Raw genomic sequence first — 15,596 nt, 5'->3', positions numbered from 1 at the left:
TTTTCCGCGTATACAGGCGGACGCAGCGGCTCTGAACCGTCTCATACGCCCGGTATATAAAAAGCCTGCAGAACGGATGAACGTTCCACAGGCTTTTTATGCTTCCTTCCGGGGAAGGGTTAGGATTCGATTTTTTGAAGGGCTTGGCCGGAGATGTTGTCCAGGTACCGATCCAGGCAGTTGCAAAGGAAATCTTTGCGGCAGATCGGGCATGGCTCCTTCAGAAGCCGGGAAATACGGGATGCTTTGATTTCTCCGGATTCCAGATTGCGTTCGAAGAAAATACGGCCGTGTGTACGGTCTTTCAGAACGACAACGACTTCAAACAAGCCGTTTTTCGGGTTATCGCTTACTTTGGTTGCTTCAACAACCTGCGGATCATATGCCATGTTTCTTCCTCCTTAGTCACTCCTGCGTCTTCGGACAAAGACAGGCAGTGGATTTTTATATTATAATAAATTCAACACGTTGTATTCAATAGAAAGGTTGGAGGCCCTTTGGAGATCGATTATGCGGAAGTGATTTCGGCGGAAAACGAACTGAATCTTGCCGTCGGCGTTCATTTCGAAGACGAACCGGATTCCTACTACGTCGTGGATATTCTGGCTTCGCCGGAAGGACGCATCCGCAGCCTGGAGCTGCTATTTAACGGTTTTTCGTGCAAATATACCTTCAAGCCGGACGAGAAGGAGCAGCTTGTCCGTTACTTAAACGCTCATAACCCGCTTGCTCTGCCCTGGGTGATCCCGGATGAAGAAGCCGGTGTAAAATAATAAACGGAACCGTCCTCCGTATGCGGGAACGAGTTCCGTTTATGTTTGTGCGCGACTCTTCTTTTTTTCTCCTGCAGAGTCGGTGTGGATTTGGTGACGGGTTGAACGCCGTCCCACGATCTTCGTTTGATTGCGGGATCGAGTTTTCCTTCGCGGATTTGTTTGTCCCGCAGCTTGCGTGCTCGGCTGATCGCCATGTCGGATTGGCCTCCTTTTAAGTCTTCGCAGACTTTTGAATACTTTATCTAGTATACTCCTTAAAGCGCCGGATTGACAATGAATAGTGCCGGCAGAAAAAGTCGGGAATGAAGCGCGGCCGGGCAAGCGGAACTGGCGGGCAGGAAACGGACGGACGCTTGTTGTCCTGCAAAAATCGCGAACATAGAGGGAGGTGCAGGGAAGCGTGAAAATCAGAATAGATCTTTCCGTAGGCGGCGAGAACATAAAAGAAGCTTTTCTTCAGATAGAGGATCGTAAAGTGGATCATTTAACGGAGGAAGAACTTCTGCAAGCCGTTGAGATCAATATCCGCAGCTGGGCGGACCGGGAAATCGGAATTTCCTGGGAAATCGTGGAGTTTCCCGTGCGGCCCGAGGAAGAAGAAGGCTAAAACGCCGCGGCCGGTATTCAAGCTGTTAGGGTGCGGGAGCACGGAACGGTGCCGACGCTGCCTTATTTACTTTTTCGTATGGGCGCAAGGCGCTTGGGGCACTCTACAGGAGACCAAAACGGAATCTGCCAGTGGGGTGAATACAATGAGTTCTGTAACACATGCGGGCGGCGGGGCGATGGACGCCAAGATCGGCGCCTATAAAACCGGAATTTCACAGCTGCAAGAACAACTTCCGTCGGTAGCGGACGCTTATCATCAGTTTACGGGCGAATGTTTCAAAGACGGCGCGCTTCCCGGGAAAACCAAGCAGCTGATCGCACTGGGCATGGGGCTTTTTGCCAACAATGAGGTCTGCACGTTCTACCACGTCCAAGAAGCGCTGAGCGCAGGGGCGAACGCCGAGGAAATCAGAGAAACGGTCGCGGTCGCGGCCGCAATCGGCGGAGGACACGCCATGTCCCAGGGAGTTACACGGGTAGAGCAGGCTCTCCAAGGTGTCGTTCATTAACGATTGATGATTTTTTACGCGGCATAAAAAAACAGCTCCCTGCTGAAAGGATTACCTTTCGGGCGGTGGGGCTGTTTGTCTGTAGCGGGGGCTGCACAGGTGCCTGCCCCCGATCTTAACGGCCGGAGCGGAATGAATCTGTGCCGGACGGGTAATCTTGGTCATGCGTCATGCGTCATGCGATGCCAAACCGGAAGCCCGGGAGCGGAGGATTCTTTCGTGCCGGGCGGGCCGGACGGAGGACGGATTACTGCCGTCTGCGCTTCGCTTTGAACCGCGGTGCGACGTAATTGCGCTTGCGGTCCCGGAAGAAAGTCCAACCGCCGATAAAGGCGACGCCGAGACCGAATAGAATGAAACCGAGGACGAATTTGCCCCAATGAATATAGCCTTCCGCCTCGAATTGATGGAAAAACGCGTCTTTCATGGACAGAAAACCGTAGGTCGCCATAACGCCGGGAATTACGAGAAGCATGATCGCGACAAAACGGCTTAATTTATCTTTCATAATGCGGCTCCTTTACAGATCAGAGAAGAGAATAAGTGAGGGCTCAGCGCCTTTATTCCCATGATACCGTGTCCGGATGGTTCTGTCTATTTTGGATGCCTACTATATTTTAAGGGCGTAGAGGGGTTACAATGAACGGGACGGGGATCGGCCGTACGGGGGCACGCGCCTGCCCGGCAGCCGGCTTTTACGGAAGGCCCTTGTACGTTGTACAATGAGGACGAATCAACCCTGCCATACATAACAGGTTCATACACATAAAAGCATGAAAGACCGTGAACGACCCAAGGCTTCGGAAAAGAACAGGAGGAACATAAAAATGAGTGGACAAGCGTACGATATCGTAATTTTGGGAGGCGGAACGGGCGGTTATGTCGCCGCTATCCGTGCGGCCCAACTCGGCAAGAAAGTGGCGTTGGTGGAGAAAGATAAACTGGGCGGAACCTGTCTGCACCGCGGCTGTATCCCGAGCAAAGCGCTGCTTAGAAGCGCGGAGGTTCTGGCGACAACGAGGCAAGCGGAAGAGTTCGGCGTTATTGCGCCCGAAGTTTCCCTGGACTTCACCCGTGTGCAGTCACGTAAAGACGGGATCGTGGCTCAGATCCACAAGGGCGTGCAGTATCTTATGAAAAAAAATAAAATCGACGTCTTTAACGGAATCGGCCGCATTATGGCTCCGTCGATTTTCTCTTCGAGAAGCGGGACGCTATCCGTCGAAATGCCGGACGGCAGCTTCGAGACACTGATTCCGGAACACCTTATCCTCGCCACGGGATCGCGGCCGCGCGTCCTGCCCGGTCTGGAGCCGGACGGTGAACACATCTTGACGAGCGACGAGGCTCTGGCGCTTGAAGCGCTGCCGGATTCCCTCATCATTGTCGGCGGGGGTGTTATCGGCGTCGAATGGGCTTCGATGATGAACGATTTCGGCGTGGACGTAACCGTTGTGGAAGCGGGCTCCCGCCTCGTGCCGACCGAGGACGAAGAAATCTCCCGCGAGCTGGACCGGCTGCTCCGCAAGCGCGGCGTGAAGGTGCTCACGAACGCAAGCGTACTCGCGGACACGCTCCGCAAGGACGCTTCCGGCGTCACGGTCGCCGCCGAGCAGAAAGGCGAGCGCGTGGAGCTCGCCGCCGGCAAAATCCTCGTATCGGTGGGAAGAGCGCCGAACGTGGAACAGTTCGGGCTGGAGAACACCGATGTGAAGATCGAGCGCGGCTTTATCCGCGTGAACGGGCACATGCAGACGAACATCCCGCACATCTACGCCATCGGCGATGTGATCGGCGGTCTGCAGCTGGCCCACGCGGCCAGCCACGAAGGCGTCGTCGCGGTCGAGCACATCTGCGGCTTGGAGCCGCACACACACGAGGCGCACCGCATCCCGAGATGTGTCTACACACGGCCGGAAATCGCGTCCGTGGGCTGGACGGAAGCGGAAGCCAAGGAGAAAGGCTTCCGGATCAAGACCGGCAAGTTCGGCTTCAAGCCGCTCGGCAAAGCCATCGTGTACGGGGAGAACGACGGCTTTATCAAAGTCGTGATCGACGCGGACAAGAACGATCTGCTCGGCGTTCACATGATCGGACCTCACGTCACGGATTATATCGCCGAAGCCGCACTGGCTCAGCTTTTGGAAGCTTCCCCGTGGGAAATCGGCAGCACGATTCATCCGCATCCGACGCTTTCGGAGGCGTTCGCGGAAGCGGTTCTCGCCGCAGAAGGACGGGCCATCCACATTTAACCAGAGGTTGAAAACGGCTGTCTGTGCCAAATGTCCGTTGAATTGGACAAGAATACCGTTTATAATAAGCATATAGTGTCTAGTATTAAGACCAGGTAACAAAAAGGAGGCACAGCCCCAATGTCCATCGGTCAATACGTTAAACATCAGCAATTAGGACTTTCCGATGAAAGAGTCATTCAAATGTATACATCCATGCTGCTCGCGCGCAAATTCGACGAGCGGTCCCTGCTTCTGCAGCGTTCCGGCAAAATTGCCTTTCACGTATCGGGCGTAGGCCAGGAAGCGGCTCAGGCCGGAGCGGCATACGCTCTCGACGCCGAGAAAGATTATTTCCTGCCGTATTACCGCGATTACGCGTTTGTTCTTTCGGTGGGCATGACCATGAAGGAACTGATGCTTTCGGTATTCGCGAAAGCGGAAGATCCCAACAGCGGCGGCCGCCAGATGCCGGGCCACTTCGGACACAGCAAGCACCGGATCGTGACGGGCTCCAGCCCGGTTACGACGCAGGTGCCGCATGCGGTCGGAATTGCCCTGGCCGCCAAGATGAAGGGCGACGAGCTTGTTTCCTTTGTGACCTTCGGAGAAGGTTCCAGCAACCAGGGAGACTTCCACGAAGGCTGCAACTTCGCCGGCGTACACAAGCTGCCGGTCATTCTCATGTGCGAGAATAACCGGTACGCGATTTCGGTTCCGCATCACAAGCAGGTTGCGGGCAATATCGCCGACCGGGCGATCGGCTACGGCTTCCCCGGCGTGAAGGTGGACGGCAACGATCCGCTGGAAGTGTACCGCGTGGTGAAGGAAGCCCGCGAGCGCGCTCTGCGGGGCGAAGGCCCGACGCTGATCGAGGCGGATTTGTACCGGGTTCCTCCGCATTCCACGTCGGATAACGATCTTTTGTACCGCACGAAGGAAGAAGTGGAAGAGAACCGCGCCAAAGACGGACTGCCGAAATTCCGTCAATATCTGATCGACTGCGGTATCTGGAGCGAAGAGAAGGACCAGGAGCTGCTGACTGCGATTCAGCAGGAAATCAATGAAGCGACAGCCTATGCGGACGCGGCTCCTTATCCGACAGGCGAAGATACGCTGAAGCACGTATACGCCGAGGCGTAAGTGTAAGAGCAGAGGGAGGCAGCAACGTGGCAGTAATAACCTATTTGGAAGCAATCCGTTCGGCGATGCAGGACGAAATGCAGCGCGACGAAAATGTGTTTGTCTTGGGAGAAGACGTCGGCAAAGGCGGCGTGCTCAACGCGACGAAAGGTCTGCGTGACCTGTACGGCGAGAGCCGTGTCCTTGATACGCCGCTGGCCGAATCGGCTATCGTCGGAACGGCGATCGGAGCCGCTATGTACGGGATGAAACCTATCGCGGAAATCCAGTTCGCGGACTTTATTTTTCCGGCGACGAACCAGATTATCAGCGAAGCGGCCAAAATCCGCTACCGTTCCAACAACGACTGGAGCTGCCCGATCGTCATCCGCGCCCCTTACGGAGCGGCGGGAGGCGGAGCGATTTATCACTCGCAGTGCCCGGAATCGGTATTCTTCGGAACGCCCGGCCTCAAAATGGTCGCGCCGTCGAATCCTTACGACGCCAAAGGGCTGCTTCTGGCGGCTATCCGGGACCCGGACCCGGTCCTTTATTTTGAGCATAAGAAATGTTACCTCTCGCTTTTGGCGGAAGTGCCGGAGGGGGATTATATCGTACCGATCGGCAAAGCCGAAGTAAAACGCGAAGGCACGGATCTGACCGTGATCGCGTACGGAATTGCCGTGCACTACGCCCTGCAGGCGGCGGAAGAGCTGGCGAAGGAAGGCATCAGCGCCCACGTGCTCGATCTGCGCACGATCCAGCCGCTGGACGTTGAGGCGATTCTGGAAGCGGCGGCCAAGACGGGCAAGGTTCTGATTGCCCACGAGGATAACAAAACAGGCGGGATCGGGGCCGAAGTTGCGGCTATCGTAGCCGAAGAGCTGCTGTACGATCTCGATGCGCCGATCCGCCGGTTATGCGGCCCGGATGTTCCGGCCGTCGGAATGAACCCGCCGATGGAGAAGTTTTTCCTGCTTAACACGGACAAATTAGCGGACGCGATGAGAGAACTCGCGCAGTTTTAATGGGGGAACGCGATATGAGCGAATCAAAATTCCGGCTGGCCGAAGTGCCGGTGCCTCATCTGGCGGAAAGTCTCGTTTCCGCTACGGTCGGTACCTGGCTGAAGCAGCCCGGTGACTATATCCAGCAGTACGACGTGCTTTGTGAGCTGTACACGGACAAAGTCAACGTCGAAATGCCCAGCCCGATCGAAGGCCGGCTGGTCAAAATTCTCGTCGGCAGCGGCGAGACCGCAGCCGTAGGAGACCCGATCTGCCTCCTGGAAGTGCCGGAGTCGGCAGAAGCGGCTTCCGCGGGCGCAAGCGGCGGTCCTGCATCGCAGGGAGACTCCGCGGCGGCAATCGCGGAAGAGAGTGCCGACCAAAGCATGCGCGGCCGGTACTCGCCCGCCGTGCAGCGTCTTGCCGCGGAGAACGCCGTGGATCTCGGCCGCGTCAAGGGTACGGGATTCGGCGGGCGCATCACGCGCAAGGACGTCGAAACCTACATAGCGCAGGGCGGGGCACAGGCGGCTCCCAGCGGCGGCAGCCAAGCAGCTGCACCGCTTGTTCAGACGCCGGCCGTGCCGCAAGCGCATGCGCCATCCGCACCGGCGCATCAACCGTCTGCGGAAGCGCCGGCTGCTAATCCTTACAGGCCCGAGCCGCAAATTCCGGTGCGCAGCAGCGGCATTCACCTTTCGCAGAATCCGCCGACGCCGCTCGAATTCGACGCGAATTCGGATTCGCGGGGGGAAACGTTCATCGATGTGACGCCGATCCGCAACACGATCGCGAGCCGCATGCGCCAGAGCGTATCGGAAATTCCGCACGCCTGGACGATGATCGAAGTGGACGTAACGAATCTCGTGACCCTGCGGAGCAAGGTCAAAGAAGAATTCATGCGCCGCGAAGGGATCAATCTCACCTATCTTCCGTTTCTTCTGAAAGCTGTGGTCAACGCCATCAAAGACTATCCGATCATGAACTCGGTCTGGGCGGTCGATAAAATCATCATCAAGCGGGATATCAACCTCGCGCTTGCGGTCGGTACGGAAGAATCCGTTCTAACGCCCGTGATCAAGAAAGCGGATCAGATGAATATCGCGGGGCTTGCCCTCGAAGCGGACAACCTAACGAAAAAGGCCCGCACCGGCAAGCTGTCGTTAAACGACCTGCAGGGGGGCACTTTTACCGTGAACAACACGGGCTCCTTCGGTTCCATCCTTTCGCAGCCGATTATCAACTATCCGCAGGCGGCCATCCTGACCTTCGAATCCATCGTGAAAAGGCCGGTCGTGATCCAGGATATGATCGCGGTCCGTTCGATGGTAAACATCTGCCTGTCGCTGGACCACCGGATTCTGGACGGGGTTATCTGCGGACGCTTTTTGCAGCGCGTGAAGGAAAATATGGAAGCCTACAATCTTGAAACCAAGCTGTATTGAGGCGTATTATGAGGTTGTCAGGAAGCTGAGGGAGACCATCAAGGTCGAAGCGACCATGCTGAACAGCATGATATACACGACGATTTTGAACAGACGGTTGCGTTTCATACCAATCACTCCTATTCGGACAAACTTTTCGCTGACTCTATTGTAAACCATAGCAACAACGGAGGGAACCCATGATCCAGCAGGAACGGTTAATAAAAGAATTTATCGAGCTTGTACAGGTCGATAGCGTTACGCAATACGAGCAGGAGATCAGTGTAGTCCTGCAGACGAAATTCAAGGAACTCGGTCTTTCCGTCCAGACGGATGATGCGGCCGAGAAAACCGGCCACGGGGCCGGCAACCTGATTTGTATGCTGGAAGCCAGCGGCGCGCCGGAATCGACTCCGTGCATTTTCTTTACCAGCCATATGGATACGGTGGCTCCGGGCAACGGAATCAAGCCGCAAATCGGTGAAGACGGAATTATCCGCAGCGACGGAACCACGATTCTGGGAAGCGACGACAAAGCCGGTATCGCGGCGATGTTCGAAGCGATCCGGGTGCTGAAGGAGCAGAATATCGCTCACGGTCCGATCCAGTTCGTGATCACGGTAGGCGAAGAATCCGGGCTGAAAGGCGCACGCGCGATGGACCCGTCCGTCATGAAGGCCGAGTTCGGCTATGCGCTGGACTCTAACGGCGAGATCGGCGAAATCGCCGTTGCGGCTCCGGCCCGCGCCGAAATCAAGATCGTCATGTACGGCAAATCCGCTCACGCGGGTGTGAACCCGGAAGACGGCATTTCGGCCATCCAGGTGGCAAGCAAAGCGGTATCCCGCATGAAGCTGGGCCGTCTGGATTCGGAGACGACAGCCAACATCGGCAGCTTCTCCGGCCTCGGTCCGCTTAACGTGGTCTGCGACCGCGTGCTTCTCGAAGCGGAAGCGCGCAGCATCGTTCAAAGCAAGCTGGAGGCACAGCTGGCCGCGATGGAGCAGGCGTGCAAAGACACGGCGGCCGATTTCGGCACGACGTGCGATTTCGAAGCGGATATCGTGTATCCCGCTTTCATGCACGACGAAACATCGCCGGTTGTGAAGCTGGCCATGAAGGCCCTGGAAGGCATGGGCTGCAAAACCAGCACGTTCCACTCCGGCGGAGGAAGTGACGCGAATATTTTCAACGGCATGGGAATTCCTACGGTGAACCTGGCGGTAGGTTACAAGGAAATTCACACCACCAATGAACATATCGCGGTATCCGATCTCGTGAAAACAGCCGAAGCGGTCGTGGCTATCGTTCGCGAAGTAACGGAACAAGCGAAATAAGCGGCTCGAACCCAAAAACCTCTATCCCGACAGGCCTAAGGCAGTCCGGATGGAGGTTTTGTCTTTAGGTTTCCGTTCTGCCCGTTTTATCGGCAAAGACGTACTTCTCCTCCGGGAGCCGTACGTCTTTGTTTCGGATTCACAAAGTTTCCCGCTTTCTACAGAAGATGTTAGGGGCGGGGATCTTTTTTTTGCCGGCGGTTTCCCCATACTACGGATATTGCACATTTTGCAGAATCGGGGGGTGAAACGGAACGGATGAAACGAGAACGCAGAAGAAGACGGTTCTGGCTCTGGGCTGTGCTGCCGCTTGCCCTGCTGCTCGCGGTCGGCGGCTATTACGCGTGGAACGCTTATCACAGCTGGAATATGGTGTACAAAGAACGGACCGAAACGGGGGTTCCGCAAACGACACCGGTTAACCCCGCGCCGGTCCGTGAAACCCTCGCCAAGGAGACGTATGTGTTTCTTATGCTGGGAATAGACTCGGGGAACGTGGAGCAGGGGCGTTCGGATACGAACATGCTGGCGGTTGCCGATTCTTCAAGCCAGAAAATAACGCTGCTTTCGATCCCGCGGGATACCCGGATCCGCATTCAGGGACACGGCAAAGAGAAACTGGCCCACGCTTACGCTTACGGGGGAGCGGATCTGGCCGTGAAAACCGTCGAAGCGTTTTTCGGCATCCCGGTAGACTACTATGTGGCTTTTAATTTTAACGGAGTCAAAGAATTCGTGGATACGCTCGGGGGACTGTCGATTGATGTGGAGAAAAATATGGACTTCGACGACCGGATCACCCACCGTCATGTGTATCTCAAGAAAGGCAGGCAGACGCTGAACGGTCAGCAGACGCTTAATTATGCCCGGTACCGGGGAGATGCGGACGGAGATTTCGGCAGAATGCGCCGCCAGCAGCAGGTTGTGCGCGAGCTGCTTACCCAGACGGTTCAATACCGCAACGTGGCCAAGATCAATAACCTTCTTAAAATTATGGGAGGCAATGTCCGCATGGACATACCTGCCCGAACTATTTTCCAGTTTGCAAGCACATTTTCCGCTCTTACCGGAAACGATGTGGTTACAATGCCGCTTGAAGCTACCACAGGGATGATCGGGGGAGTATCGTATATGAATATAACGGAGAGCGAGCGAAACCGGGTTGCGGCCGAATTACAGAGGCTCATCCGTAAACAGCCGGAAAATACCGCGCTTCCTTTACAATCTTACGGGATTTACGACTTGATTGATCCAGGGGCGGGCAACCGGTTCGGGAGGCCGTAACCGTTTTATACTTGAATGGAGAGATCTGCGCGGGTTCAACCGGATTTTTGTTCCAAAAAGACGACGAGAGGCAGATCGCGTCCGCCTTTCTGAACGGCAAGCTGAAGAAATTGTTTAATTTCCCATGCCTTTCCGACGAGACAGAGGCTTTCGGAAGCTGTATAATTTTTCATGATTCATTCCTCATTTCCGCAATTAGTTTAGGTTAAAACCTATGCGAGTAAGGGACGAGTTATGTCAGCTGTTAAAATAAGGCACAAAACCCTGTATTCATTCTTTCCCCGTTTTGCCATAATTCAACACAGGGTAAAGACGTTTTTTTTCAGCCATTTGATATAATAGGGGAGAAAACAAGCGTTTCCGGGATTCACCCGGGGGAGGAGCAGGACATGTCAGCAGATCAAAATAATCGGAAATTTGAGGAAGTTACGATAAAAACCGAGCCCATCTTCGAGGGCAAAATCATTACGCTGCAGGTGGATCATGTCCGCCTGCCGAACGGGGAAACGGCTACGCGCGAGATCGTGAAGCATCCCGGTGCGGTGGCCGTTCTGGCCTTAACGGACGACGACCGGATGATCGTGGTGGAGCAGTACCGCAAGGCGCTGGAAAAAAGCCAGGTGGAAATTCCGGCCGGCAAGCTCGATCCCGGCGAAGAGCCGATCCGGGCGGCGGTCCGCGAGCTGGAGGAAGAAACCGGCTATAGTTCGGAGTCGGTCCGTCCGGTCTGCTCCTTCTATACGTCTCCGGGCTTTGCCGATGAAATTCTTCATCTGTTCGTAGCCGAAAACCTGGTCCGCGGAGAAGCGCGGCCGGACGAGGACGAATTTCTGGAATGCGAAGCGATCACCCTCCAGGAGGCGAAAGAGCTGATTGCGCGCGGGAGTATCAGCGACGCCAAAACCATCACGGCCGTATACGCCTGGCAAGCGTACAAGCTGACGGGCTCGTTCTGATGCTGCGGACGTACTACGCGGATCTTCACATTCATATCGGCCGGACGGAGAAGGGAGCCGCAGTCAAGATCAGCGGAGCCCGGAACTTGACGTTCTACAACATTGCCCGTGAGGCGTCCGACCGCAAAGGAATCGAGATCGTCGGCATCATCGACTGCCATTCGCCGGCTGTACAGGAAGAGATCGAGCACTATCTCGCTGCCGGAGAAATGAAGGAGCTGGACGGCGGTGGCATCCGTTATCACCAGACCACGGTTCTGCTGGGAAGCGAAATCGAGGTGCGCGATCCGGGTATGGGCCCCGTGCATCTGCTTGTTTTTCTCCCGAAGCTGGCCCAGATGAAAGAGTTCACGGAGTGGATGCGCCCGCGGATGAAAAATGTGGAGCTGAGCTCCCAGCGCATGTATGTCACGGCCAGGGAGCTTCAGGCCGAGGTGCTCAGGCGGGGAGGCATCATGATCCCCGCGCACATTTTTACGCCGCACAAAAGCATCTACGGCAGCGGATCGACCCGCATGGAGCATATGCTGGATCTGGACGGGCTGGCGGGTGTCGAGCTCGGACTCAGCTCCGATTCGGAAATGGCGGGCTATCTGCCGGAGCTGGACCGCTACACGTACGTCACGAATTCGGATGCCCATTCGCTCGGGAAAATCGGCCGCGAATACAACGAGCTGCGGCTGGCGGAGCCTACGTTCGCGGAGCTTCTGCTCGCTCTCCGCAGAGAAGGAGGCCGCGCGGTTACCGCGAACTACGGTCTGAATCCGCGGCTCGGCAAATATCACCGCACCTACTGTCTGAGCTGTGAAAGCATCCTGGACGAGAGCGAGGCGGCCGTCGGAAGATGCCTGTACTGCGGCAGTCCCAAAGTAGTCCGCGGCGTTATGGACCGCATCATGGAGCTTGCGGGCCGCGAGGAGCCGTATGTGCCGGATTACCGGCCGCCTTATTACTACCAGGTACCGCTGGAATTTATTCCGGGACTGGGCAAAAGAAAGCTGGACGGGCTGCTGGCCAGATTTGGCACCGAAATGAACATCCTGCACCGGGCAACACGGGAAGAGCTGGCCGAGACGGTGGGAGACGACATTGCCGGGATGATTCTGGAGGCCCGCACGGGCGTCCTCGGTCTCCAGGTGGGCGGCGGAGGCACTTACGGTAAAGTCAAAGCGCCAGAGAAGGCGACCTCGAAAGCGGAGCAGGCTGACAAGGGAACGAAGGGGACCCGCGCAAAGCGATAAACACGGGCCCGTAATGGAAACGATCGAATTCCCGCAAAGGGAGAGGGGAATCTGGACATGATGAAAAAATGGGGCCTGCTTACGGCGACCCTTCTGTGCGCGAGCATGCTGGCAGCCGCCTGCGAAAGCGGCGGAGCCAAGCAGGAGGCGAACGGTGACGGCGCGGCGCATCATGCCGCCAACGGAGACTTGCAGGAGAAGACGGCTTCGTCCGCCGTCCTGCCGAAATTTCTGAACAAGCAGCGCGAAGAAATCCGCCTTGTTTACGAGCTGGCGGGCAAAAACGCGGACTTGCTGCAGTCCATGCCGTGCTACTGCGGCTGCGGCGAAAGCGCCGGCCACAAGAGCAACCAGAACTGCTTCATCCGCGAAATGAATGCGGACGGTTCCGTCGTCTGGGATGATCACGGGACGCGCTGCGGCATCTGCATGGAGATCGCGGTAAAGGCCATCTCGCTTAAGAAGGACGGCAAAACGCCGCTGGAAATCCGTAAGCAGATCGACGAGACCTATAAAGGCACCGCGGGCAAGCCGACCGATACGCCTCTGCCGGAGGCGTAGGACAGGAACGCGGGAAACCGCTTCTGCCGGATGACCGCCGGTTGCTGATTCGCAAAAAGCAAAAGCCCTCAAGTCGAGAGGGCTTTTTTGCTTTTTTCACATTGCCGTACGGCTTGGTCTATCCCGGTTATCCGCCGCATATACTGCCTATAGTGAACAAGCGGACAAGGAGGACTTATCATGCCGGCTATGCAGACCCTGAAGCAGTATTTCAAAGAACAGTTTACGCTCTTTCTATTCGTCTCGGTCCTCTTCGTTGTGGGTGTCGTGTTCGGCGCCGTCATGGTCAATGCGCTGTCTCTCGAACAGAAGCAGGAGCTGGGGCGCTATCTCAGTTCGTTCTACCGGACGATACAGGACGGGGCCCAGGTGGACGGGAAGCAGTCGATGCTGGCGGCGTTCTCGCTTCATATGAAGTGGATTCTGCTCATCTGGACGCTCGGGCTGTCCGTTATCGGGCTGCCGCTTATTCTCGTGCTGGATTTTCTAAAAGGCGTTCTGATCGGCTTCAGCGTAGGCTTTATGGTCGGGCAGCTTTCCTGGAAAGGCATCGCTTTCGCCCTTGTTTCCATCGCGCCCCCGAATCTGATCGTGGTTCCCGCCATTCTGATCTGCAGCGTCGTTTCCATCAGTTTCTCTCTGTTCATTATCAAAAACAGGCTCGTCCGCCGGAGCGGAACCATCTACCACCCGTTCATGCGTTACTCCGGCGTTACGCTGGCGATGGGCGTCTGCATGTTTGGGGCGGCGCTTTTGGAAGCATTCGTATCTCCGACGATGATGAAGTGGGTTACGCCGATGCTGGCGGCTCTTACTAACTAGAATAATTCTAAATAGTCGTTTGACTTTCGTGACTCCCTCCCTCTATAATGAAAAAAGGGAAACTATCGCGCCGTTTAGACGCGTTGTAAGAGGGGGAGGAGTATGGAAGCACGTATTGAGAAGATCAAGCAGCAGCTGCAATCCCAAGGTTACAAGCTGACTCCCCAGCGGGAAGCGACGGTTCGAGTGCTGCTCGAGAATGAAGAAGATCACCTTAGCGCCGAGGACGTATTTATGCTCGTCAAGGACAAAGCTCCTGAGATCGGACTTGCTACCGTGTACCGGACGCTCGAATTGCTCAGCGATATGCATGTGCTTGAGAAAATGAATTTTGGAGATGGCGTAGCCCGTTACGATCTTCGCAGCGACAGCACACATCACCATCATCATCATTTGATCTGCGTGCAGTGCGGCGCAGTGGACGAAATTATGGAAGATTGGCTGGGACCGCTGGAAGAACGGCTCGCCCGTGAATATAATTTTAAAGTGCTGGATCACCGGCTCGACTTTCAAGGTATCTGCCACAGATGTCTGGAGAAAGGCGCCGATCAGCCGAAAAATAAAGACGCTAATCCGAAGCATCACCATCACCATACAAGCGCAAAACCTTCTACGCTCGTTTAAACAGATGCGGAAGGTTTTTGTCTGCTTGATGCGTCCCGCAAGCCCCTTGAAGCCCGCTGCTCGTTCAGCGGGCTTTTTGGCGCGTCTGCAGCCGCTCACAGCCCTTTTCACACAGATGAAAATCGGGCGCGTTCTTTCGTTTCTTCGGGCGGTCCACCGGGTAAGGAGGCAGTGGAACATACCCATCGCCAACATGCCGCTGCCTTGCGGGTGTCGGCTTTCAGAGGAGGACGGTCCATGGAGCAGACCAACACCATACATACGGGGGAATACGGCCTGGCCGGGAAAACGGCGCTTATCACGGGAGCAAGTTCGGGGATAGGCAAAGCGGCGGCGCTGAGACTCGCCAAGCTGGGAGTTAAGGTCTGCCTGGTGGACATCCGCAAAGAGTATGCCGAGGATGTCCAGGAAATTATTATGCGCAAGGGCGGAGAAGCGATCGTCGCCGAAGCGGACATTTCCGACCCGGAACAGGTCAAAGAGGCCTACGCGAAGCTGCAGGAAACATGGGGACGGCTTGATATCGTGCTGGCCAATGCGGGCATTAACGGTAAAATAGCGCCGATCGAAGACCTGGAACCGGAGGAATGGGACGCAACCCTGCAGACCAATTTGAAGGGGACGTTCTTGACCGTAAAATACGCGGTGCCGCTGCTCAAAGAAAACGGAGGCAGCATCGTGATCACCAGTTCCATCAACGGAACGAGGATTTTTAAAAACTTCGGTTTTACGGCCTACAGCTCTTCCAAGGCGGGGCAGGCAGCTTTCGCGAAAATGGCCGCGCTTGAGCTGGCCCGCTATAAAATCCGCGTCAACGTCATCTGTCCGGGTTCGATCGACACGAACATTGAGGACAGCACGGAACGTACGCCGGAGCTGGAGGCAATCCGGATACCGGTGGAATATCCGGAAACGAGCATGCCGCTGGCGGACCGTCCCGGAACGGCGGATCAGGTGGCGGACCTGCTGGTCTTCCTGGGCTCCGACCTTTCCAGCCACGTTACGGGGACGGAAGTTTACATCGACGGCGCGGAATCGCTTCTTTAACGGCCAGGGAGGGTCCCGACGGGGCGCTCCCTCTTTTTATACCCGA

At 56.1% G+C, this 15,596-nt stretch carries 20 protein-coding genes; 15 read left to right on the top strand and 5 right to left on the bottom strand.

Going from position 1 to position 15,596, the window contains the following annotated elements; translation table 11 throughout:
* Positions 1–119: 119 nt before the first annotated feature.
* Positions 120–389, bottom strand: coding sequence for a hypothetical protein (locus tag PCH01S_RS09175; protein ID WP_042228596.1), 270 nt, complete (start codon positions 387–389; stop codon positions 120–122).
* 108 nt (positions 390–497) lie between these two features.
* On the opposite strand from PCH01S_RS09175, the gene PCH01S_RS09170 reads away from it, so the two are divergent.
* Positions 498–773, top strand: a complete 276-nt coding sequence (locus tag PCH01S_RS09170; protein ID WP_042228594.1) for a hypothetical protein — start codon at positions 498–500, stop codon at positions 771–773.
* Here the strand turns inward: PCH01S_RS09170 and PCH01S_RS30340 are convergent.
* Positions 716–970, bottom strand: a complete 255-nt coding sequence (locus PCH01S_RS30340) for a hypothetical protein (RefSeq protein ID WP_129112474.1) — start codon at positions 968–970, stop codon at positions 716–718. The two genes, PCH01S_RS09170 and PCH01S_RS30340, sit on opposite strands and share 58 nt — an antisense overlap.
* Before the next feature lie 206 nt (positions 971–1,176).
* On the opposite strand from PCH01S_RS30340, the gene PCH01S_RS09165 reads away from it, so the two are divergent.
* Both PCH01S_RS09165 and PCH01S_RS09160 read left to right on the top strand, forming a co-directional pair.
* Entirely contained in the window at positions 1,177–1,383 is a 207-nt protein-coding gene (locus PCH01S_RS09165; protein ID WP_042228592.1) for a hypothetical protein, read from the top strand.
* A gap of 145 nt (positions 1,384–1,528) precedes the next feature.
* Entirely contained in the window at positions 1,529–1,894 is a 366-nt protein-coding gene (locus PCH01S_RS09160) for a carboxymuconolactone decarboxylase family protein (protein ID WP_084706562.1), read from the top strand.
* Between the two features lie 247 nt (positions 1,895–2,141).
* Here the strand turns inward: PCH01S_RS09160 and PCH01S_RS09155 are convergent, their stop codons facing one another.
* Entirely contained in the window at positions 2,142–2,402 is a 261-nt protein-coding gene (locus PCH01S_RS09155) for a DUF2627 domain-containing protein (protein ID WP_042228589.1), read from the bottom strand.
* Positions 2,403–2,721: 319 nt separating this feature from the next.
* Between PCH01S_RS09155 and lpdA the strand changes: the two genes are divergently transcribed.
* From lpdA to PCH01S_RS09135, 4 genes are all read left to right on the top strand, one after another.
* Complete coding sequence (gene lpdA / locus PCH01S_RS09150; RefSeq protein ID WP_042228588.1) at positions 2,722–4,146, top strand: dihydrolipoyl dehydrogenase; 1,425 nt, start codon at positions 2,722–2,724, stop codon at positions 4,144–4,146.
* Between the two features lie 120 nt (positions 4,147–4,266).
* Entirely contained in the window at positions 4,267–5,268 is a 1,002-nt protein-coding gene (locus tag PCH01S_RS09145) for a thiamine pyrophosphate-dependent dehydrogenase E1 component subunit alpha (RefSeq protein WP_042228586.1), read from the top strand.
* A 26-nt stretch (positions 5,269–5,294) separates the two neighbouring features.
* Positions 5,295–6,275 (top strand): alpha-ketoacid dehydrogenase subunit beta, encoded by a 981-nt coding sequence (locus tag PCH01S_RS09140; RefSeq protein WP_042228583.1) that lies wholly within the window; start codon positions 5,295–5,297, stop codon positions 6,273–6,275.
* Positions 6,276–6,289: 14 nt separating this feature from the next.
* On the top strand, positions 6,290–7,699 hold the full coding sequence (locus PCH01S_RS09135) for a dihydrolipoamide acetyltransferase family protein (protein WP_042228582.1): 1,410 nt from the start codon (positions 6,290–6,292) through the stop codon (positions 7,697–7,699).
* Positions 7,700–7,705: 6 nt separating this feature from the next.
* Here the strand turns inward: PCH01S_RS09135 and prli42 are convergent, their stop codons facing one another.
* On the bottom strand, positions 7,706–7,807 hold the full coding sequence (prli42, locus tag PCH01S_RS30335; RefSeq protein WP_016423989.1) for a stressosome-associated protein Prli42: 102 nt from the start codon (positions 7,805–7,807) through the stop codon (positions 7,706–7,708).
* 71 nt (positions 7,808–7,878) lie between these two features.
* On the opposite strand from prli42, the gene PCH01S_RS09130 reads away from it, so the two are divergent.
* Both PCH01S_RS09130 and PCH01S_RS09125 read left to right on the top strand, forming a co-directional pair.
* Positions 7,879–9,015, top strand: a complete 1,137-nt coding sequence (locus PCH01S_RS09130) for a M20/M25/M40 family metallo-hydrolase (protein ID WP_042228580.1) — start codon at positions 7,879–7,881, stop codon at positions 9,013–9,015.
* Between the two features lie 258 nt (positions 9,016–9,273).
* On the top strand, positions 9,274–10,299 hold the full coding sequence (locus PCH01S_RS09125) for an LCP family protein (protein ID WP_042228577.1): 1,026 nt from the start codon (positions 9,274–9,276) through the stop codon (positions 10,297–10,299).
* A gap of 35 nt (positions 10,300–10,334) precedes the next feature.
* Here the strand turns inward: PCH01S_RS09125 and mciZ are convergent, their stop codons facing one another.
* Positions 10,335–10,472: a Z-ring formation inhibitor MciZ gene (mciZ, locus tag PCH01S_RS29675; RefSeq protein ID WP_084706561.1), complete on the bottom strand. Its 138-nt coding sequence runs from the start codon at positions 10,470–10,472 to the stop codon at positions 10,335–10,337.
* A gap of 216 nt (positions 10,473–10,688) precedes the next feature.
* Here mciZ and PCH01S_RS09120 point away from each other — a divergent pair, with 216 nt between their 5' ends.
* From PCH01S_RS09120 to PCH01S_RS09095, 6 genes are all read left to right on the top strand, one after another.
* Positions 10,689–11,255, top strand: coding sequence for an NUDIX hydrolase (locus PCH01S_RS09120; RefSeq protein WP_042228574.1), 567 nt, complete (start codon positions 10,689–10,691; stop codon positions 11,253–11,255).
* Positions 11,255–12,496: an endonuclease Q family protein gene (locus PCH01S_RS09115; protein WP_042228572.1), complete on the top strand. Its 1,242-nt coding sequence runs from the start codon at positions 11,255–11,257 to the stop codon at positions 12,494–12,496. The genes PCH01S_RS09120 and PCH01S_RS09115 overlap by 1 nt, the downstream gene beginning before the upstream one ends.
* Before the next feature lie 57 nt (positions 12,497–12,553).
* Positions 12,554–13,057, top strand: coding sequence for a PCYCGC motif-containing (lipo)protein (locus PCH01S_RS09110; protein WP_084706560.1), 504 nt, complete (start codon positions 12,554–12,556; stop codon positions 13,055–13,057).
* Between the two features lie 180 nt (positions 13,058–13,237).
* A complete protein-coding gene (spoIIM, locus tag PCH01S_RS09105) occupies positions 13,238–13,879 on the top strand; it encodes a stage II sporulation protein M (RefSeq protein WP_042228570.1) in 642 nt (213 codons plus the stop codon).
* Positions 13,880–13,981: 102 nt separating this feature from the next.
* Positions 13,982–14,503: a ferric iron uptake transcriptional regulator gene (gene fur, locus PCH01S_RS09100; protein WP_042228567.1), complete on the top strand. Its 522-nt coding sequence runs from the start codon at positions 13,982–13,984 to the stop codon at positions 14,501–14,503.
* A 237-nt stretch (positions 14,504–14,740) separates the two neighbouring features.
* On the top strand, positions 14,741–15,550 hold the full coding sequence (locus PCH01S_RS09095) for an SDR family oxidoreductase (protein ID WP_042228564.1): 810 nt from the start codon (positions 14,741–14,743) through the stop codon (positions 15,548–15,550).
* Positions 15,551–15,596 lie beyond the last annotated feature (46 nt).

This window comes from Paenibacillus chitinolyticus NBRC 15660, assembly GCF_000739915.1.
In the GTDB taxonomy this organism is placed as follows: Bacteria; Bacillota; Bacilli; order Paenibacillales; family NBRC-103111; genus Paenibacillus_F; species Paenibacillus_F chitinolyticus.
This window is presented reverse-complemented; position numbering and strand designations above follow the sequence as displayed.